Here is a 5,127-nt window from a genome sequence, read left to right on the forward strand (position 1 = left end):
CCGAACCCTGAAGCTCGAGATTTTTGACCAATCGACTCAAGACTATTATATAAACCACAATATTCCCTTTGGTCAGGCAATCATTACCTTCAACGGATTAGATGGTGCTGGTCACCCTATCGCTTTAAAAAAAGCTATTTCTATCAACGCCGATATGATTGATGACAGCTTGCAGGATGAAATTGATCAACAGATCCAGGAAATCATTCAAAATCAAGGACAAAATCCGGGCTCATCCTGTTCTTCTTGTTCTTAATAAATGAATATTGCACTTATTGGTTTTATGGGATCAGGGAAGACGACCATTGGTAAAAAATTAGCTCGCCAGTTAGGGTGGACTTTTCTTGATAGCGATGGGTTAATTCAGCAAAAGGAAAATTGCTCTATACCAGAGATTTTTGCACAAAAGGGCGAAGTGTATTTTCGAGAATGCGAGAAGTCGGTTTTAACCGAAGTGGCCGAGTTAAAGAAGGTTGTGTTAGCAACTGGTGGGGGGCTTCCCATTGGTGAAGATAATTGGAAGATCCTTCGCCAAAGTTTTTTTACCGTTTATTTAAAAGCTCATTTTGATGAACTTTTTTTGAGGATAACTGGGGATCCAATCCGCCCATTGTTACAAAAATACCCTACCAAAAATCAACTCAAAGAGCTTTATTTGAGTCGAGTGGATTGGTATGAAAAAGCTCATGTTATAATTGATACGTCTCAAAAAAAGCTGGAAAGAATTATTGGAGAAATTATTGAACGTGCGCGTCCTTTCTATACAAACCAAAACTAAGCATTACCCGGTTATTCTCCTTCCGTCACTTTTTACCACATCTGACTGGTTGAATCAGGTCCAATTTCCATCCCGAAAGGTGACCATAGTAACCAATTCTACCGTAGGGCCGCTCTATGCACAAAAAATTATAAAGATACTGAAAGAAAAGGATTTTATTCCTTCAATGGTGACCATACCGGACGGTGAGGAGTATAAACAGCTGAATACTGTTGAGAAGATCTACCACGAGTTATTAAACCAGGGTTTAGATAGAAAGGGATTTTTAATTGCTTTGGGCGGCGGAGTGATTACCGATATCACCGGTTTTGTCGCCTCAACCTATTTACGTGGTATACCTTATTTCCAAATTCCCACTAGTCTTTTAGCCCAGGTTGATAGCTCGGTTGGTGGGAAAACCGGAGTAAACGTCGAAGAGGGAAAAAATTTAATCGGTACTTTTTATCAACCCGACGGAGTTATTATTGGGCTTGATTTTTTACAATCTTTACCCGACCGCGAATTCCGAGAAGGCTTGAGTGAAGTGATTAAAGCATCTTTGCTTAAGGGAGGAGAATTTTTTGAATTTTTTCGAAAGAATATATCGATGATTCTTGGACAAGATCAAAAAACTCTGGAAGAGGTTATTTATCAATCGATTCAATTTAAGGGAGAAATCGTTCAAGAGGACGAAAAAGAAAGTGGAGTAAGGAGTATCTTAAATTATGGCCATACTTTAGGGCATGCTTTTGAAAAAACCCTTGGGTATGGAGCTCTTCGTCATGGTGAAGCTGTAGCAGTTGGGATGATAGGAGCAGCTATGGTCGCTGAGAAAATGGGCATGATATCTACTGATTTGGTAAATATTCATCAAAAGTTGCTGGTGAGATGTGGGTTGCCTACATCATTTCCTTATTCAGTCAAAGCTGATAGCTTTATTCAATCCTTGTTAAAAGATAAAAAAAATGTGAGTGGAAGCTTGAGGATGGTCCTATTAAAAGCCATTGGCAAACCAGTGTACTCGACTCCGGTGGAAATGGGACTTGTTCTTGATATTTTGCCACAGTTAGTTGAGGTGGAACCATGAATCAAAGATTGCTCTTTATTTTTGGTCCAAATCTGAATCTTTTAGGTGAGCGAGAAACCAGCTTATACGGTTCAATGAGTTACGATACTTTAATCATGAAAATTGCCGAAGAAGCTAAAAAAAGAGGGGTACAAACAGAATTTTTTCAGTCCAACCACGAAGGCGAGATCGTTGATAAAATACACCAGAAAAGAAAAGAAATTGATGGTATAATTATCAATCCGGGAGCGTTAACACATTATAGTATAGCTGTTCGAGATGCTCTTAGTGCTGTAAAAATTCGATCAATTGAGGTACACCAGTCAAACATCTATGCCAGGGAAGAATTTCGTCACCATTCAGTAACGGCACCGGTATGTTGGGGTCAAATTAGTGGTTTGGGTTGGATTGGTTATATCTTAGCTATGGATGCTCTCATCATGAAAGGAAAGGAAGAAGCGATACGTCTGGCTTAATGATAAGGATCGGAAAAATATGGAAACCAATCGAATAAAAAAACTCCAAGAGAATATGAAAAATAATCGTGATATTCCTTTTTTGTTGACTGATCTATCCAACATTTTTTACCTGACCGGTTTTACCGGATCAAGTGGATTTTTGATAGTATTTCCCGACCGACCTCCGGTTTTTCTCTGTGATGGCCGCTATACAACTCAGGCAAAGAAGGAGTTTATAACTTCCACCGAAATCGTCGAATTTAATACCGATGTCTATAAAAGAATTGCCGATATCCTCACATCAAGTGGTTTTCAAACGGTTTATTTTGAGACGAGTCTCAGCTATCAAAGTTATCTCAATTTAAAAGAAAAAAACCTTGAACTGGTTCCGGTTCCCAATTGGTTAGAAGAAATGCGGATGATCAAATCACCCAGAGAACTTGAATTGATTGAAAGGGCGCTGCACCTTTCTGAAAAAGCCTGGGAAGCAGTGAGCCCAATGATTCGCCCTGGAATCAAAGAAAAAGATTTTGCTTTAGAATTGGATTATCAAATGATCAAAGCTGGCGGAGATTCAATTGCTTTTTCAACTATAGTGGCGAGCGGAGAAAGGTCAGCTCTTCCTCATGCTCAACCAACCGACGAGAGAATGGAAGCAGGAAGCTGGTTGGTAGTCGATTGGGGAGTTCGTTATCAAAAGTATTGTGGTGACATTACCCGCACGGTTCCTGTCGGCTGTGTTGAGGACCTCTGGTTTGAGGAAACCATCCAATTATTGAAGGAAGCACAGCAAATGGCTCAGGAATTTATTCGGGATGGTGTGCGTGCTGCTGACGTTGAACGGACAGTTCGTAATTTTCTCAATCAACATAAAATTGAGCAATATTTTACTCACAGTTTGGGTCATGGAATTGGAATTCAAGTTCATGAATCACCTCGATTAAGTAATAATAGTGAAGTTATTCTTCGAGAAAACATGGTTGTAACGGTGGAACCGGGAGTTTATATCCCTGGGAAAGGTGGGATAAGACTGGAAAATATAGTTGTGGTTGAAAAAGAATCCTGTCGAATTTTAAATAGGCTTCCGGTAATTTTGTAAAGGTAAATTTAAGAAATTGATGAAAAGGGCTATTTAAGACTTTTTTTGATTCATAGGAGGTTTTATAGTGGCTGATATTATATCCAATACTGATCTTCGAGTTGGGACCTGTATCGATGTTGATGGTACATTATATATTGTTACCGCTTTTCAACCAGCAAAATTTGGAAAATGGAGTTGGGTGACCAAAACCAAACTTCGAGATATAAATAGCGGTTTTATCGTCGAGAAAGTTTTTAAACCGGGAGACAAAATCGTTAGAGCCATCCTCGAAGGGAGACAAGCTCAGTATATGTATAAAGATGATGGAGGTTTCCATTTTCTCGATCAAGAAACCTACGAAGATGTTCTGCTGCCTGACGATTTGGTTGGCGAAGCCAGTGATTTTCTGGTAGAAAATATGATGGTTGAAATCTTGATGTATGGAGATAAACATGTAACTATAAATCTTCCCTCCTATGTCGAATTAAAAGTAGTTGATGCTCCTCCAGGAATCAAAGGCGATACTGCCTCGGGTGGTTCAAAACCAGCTACACTTGAAACCGGCATCGTTGTTCAAGTCCCTTTGTTTGTGAACATTGGGGAGGTCATTCGAGTAGATACTCGTACTCGGGAATACTTAGAGAGAGCTTAGGAGGGCCGATATTGAAGTATGTTGATATCCATTTGTCAGAAGGAAAAATTGAATATTCTCATCGGGTTTTATTGAAATTGATCGAGGACATCGTTCTTCAAGTATCAGGTATTGATTCTTTAGAAAAACAACCCGATGAAAGCATCAAGATCGAAACCAAAAAAGAATCTTTAAATATTTCTCTTTATCTCAATTTTACTTTAGAAAAGAGGGTACCAGAAGTAGCTTGGGATGTCCAAAAAAGCCTCAAAGATAACTTTGAGAAAAAAACCGGACTAAAGGTAGATCGAATTGATATTTTTGTCCAAAAATTTTCATCCGTTGGACTGAATGAAAATTTTGAGAATTTATTTTTTGAATCATCGGCACCGGAGCTGAAGGTCAATTATGCGCCGTAAAGTGAGAGAAACCGCTCTGCAGGTTTTATTTCAAATGGATCTCAGGAAAAAGCCACTTTCTGAAATCCTATCGGTATTTAAAATACCCTTGAATTGGAAGGATGATGATCGGAGCTTTTTCCTTTCACTGGTTCGGGGAGTAGAACAAAACTTGCCTGAAATTGAACGTATCATTTCTGCTTATAGTTTGGAATGGCCTTTATATAGGATGCCAACTATTGATCGAAACCTATTAAGGATGGCAGTTTTTGAAATGTTTTATTTATCTGATATATCGGTTGGAGTATCGATCAACGAAGCAGTAGAATTGGCTAAAAAATATAGTACCAACGATTCGGGCAAATTCGTCAATGGTATTTTAGGGAAATTGGCTCGAAGTTCTGAAACCGAGTTTAAATCTTTGGGGGTTAATAAAAAAGAGTAATGGATATCATACAATATATCAACGAAAACGCCATTCTTTTAGACAATCATTTGGAACAAAGACTTTTTTTCCCGGAGGCTCCAACCCGATTAATGGAAGCTCTTCGGTATGGAGTTATTGGAGGAGGAAAAAAGCTCCGAGCATCTTTGTGCCTGGCAACCGGTGAGGCTTATGGTATTAAGCGTGAAGACCTCCTTTCTTTGGCGGGTGGAATCGAAATGATTCATTCTTTTTCCTTGGTTCATGATGATTTACCAGAAATGGACAATGATGATTATCGTCGTGGAAAAT

General features: G+C 39.0%; 9 protein-coding genes. All 9 read left to right on the top strand.

Features of this window, described 5'->3' with window-relative positions:
* On the top strand, positions 1 to 256 hold a 256-nt coding region (locus PLK24_RS08075; protein ID WP_324478000.1), incomplete at its 5' end, for a hypothetical protein.
* A 3-nt stretch (positions 257 to 259) separates the two neighbouring features.
* Positions 260 to 778 carry a shikimate kinase gene (locus tag PLK24_RS08080; protein ID WP_324478001.1) on the top strand — a complete coding sequence of 173 codons (519 nt, stop codon included), beginning with the start codon at positions 260 to 262 and terminating at the stop codon, positions 776 to 778.
* On the top strand, positions 747 to 1,844 hold the full coding sequence (aroB, locus tag PLK24_RS08085) for a 3-dehydroquinate synthase (protein ID WP_324478015.1): 1,098 nt from the start codon (positions 747 to 749) through the stop codon (positions 1,842 to 1,844). The genes PLK24_RS08080 and aroB overlap by 32 nt, the downstream gene beginning before the upstream one ends.
* Positions 1,841 to 2,299: a type II 3-dehydroquinate dehydratase gene (aroQ, locus tag PLK24_RS08090; RefSeq protein ID WP_324478003.1), complete on the top strand. Its 459-nt coding sequence runs from the start codon at positions 1,841 to 1,843 to the stop codon at positions 2,297 to 2,299. The genes aroB and aroQ overlap by 4 nt, the downstream gene beginning before the upstream one ends.
* A gap of 19 nt (positions 2,300 to 2,318) precedes the next feature.
* A complete protein-coding gene (locus tag PLK24_RS08095) occupies positions 2,319 to 3,380 on the top strand; it encodes a M24 family metallopeptidase (RefSeq protein ID WP_324478005.1) in 1,062 nt (353 codons plus the stop codon).
* 67 nt (positions 3,381 to 3,447) lie between these two features.
* Positions 3,448 to 4,014, top strand: a complete 567-nt coding sequence (efp, locus tag PLK24_RS08100) for an elongation factor P (protein ID WP_324478007.1) — start codon at positions 3,448 to 3,450, stop codon at positions 4,012 to 4,014.
* Between the two features lie 11 nt (positions 4,015 to 4,025).
* On the top strand, positions 4,026 to 4,412 hold the full coding sequence (locus PLK24_RS08105; protein WP_324478009.1) for an Asp23/Gls24 family envelope stress response protein: 387 nt from the start codon (positions 4,026 to 4,028) through the stop codon (positions 4,410 to 4,412).
* Positions 4,402 to 4,836: a transcription antitermination factor NusB gene (gene nusB, locus PLK24_RS08110; protein WP_324478011.1), complete on the top strand. Its 435-nt coding sequence runs from the start codon at positions 4,402 to 4,404 to the stop codon at positions 4,834 to 4,836. Before PLK24_RS08105 ends, nusB begins: the two co-directional genes overlap by 11 nt.
* The coding region (locus tag PLK24_RS08115; protein WP_324478013.1) for a polyprenyl synthetase family protein at positions 4,836 to 5,127 on the top strand (292 nt) is incomplete at its 3' end. The genes nusB and PLK24_RS08115, both read left to right, overlap by 1 nt.

The sequence above is a fragment of the Atribacter sp. genome (genome assembly GCF_035418125.1).
Taxonomy (GTDB): Bacteria; Atribacterota; Atribacteria; order Atribacterales; family Atribacteraceae; genus Atribacter; species Atribacter allofermentans.

Excerpts from the sequence above, each read along its gene's own strand:
- PLK24_RS08080 (WP_324478001.1), top strand. The coding sequence starts at position 260 with ATGAATATTGCACTTATTGGTTTTATGGGATCAGGGAAGACGACCATT.
- nusB (WP_324478011.1), top strand. The coding sequence starts at position 4,402 with ATGCGCCGTAAAGTGAGAGAAACCGCTCTGCAGGTTTTATTTCAAATG.
- aroQ (WP_324478003.1), top strand. The coding sequence starts at position 1,841 with ATGAATCAAAGATTGCTCTTTATTTTTGGTCCAAATCTGAATCTTTTA.
- PLK24_RS08095 (WP_324478005.1), top strand. The coding sequence starts at position 2,319 with ATGGAAACCAATCGAATAAAAAAACTCCAAGAGAATATGAAAAATAAT.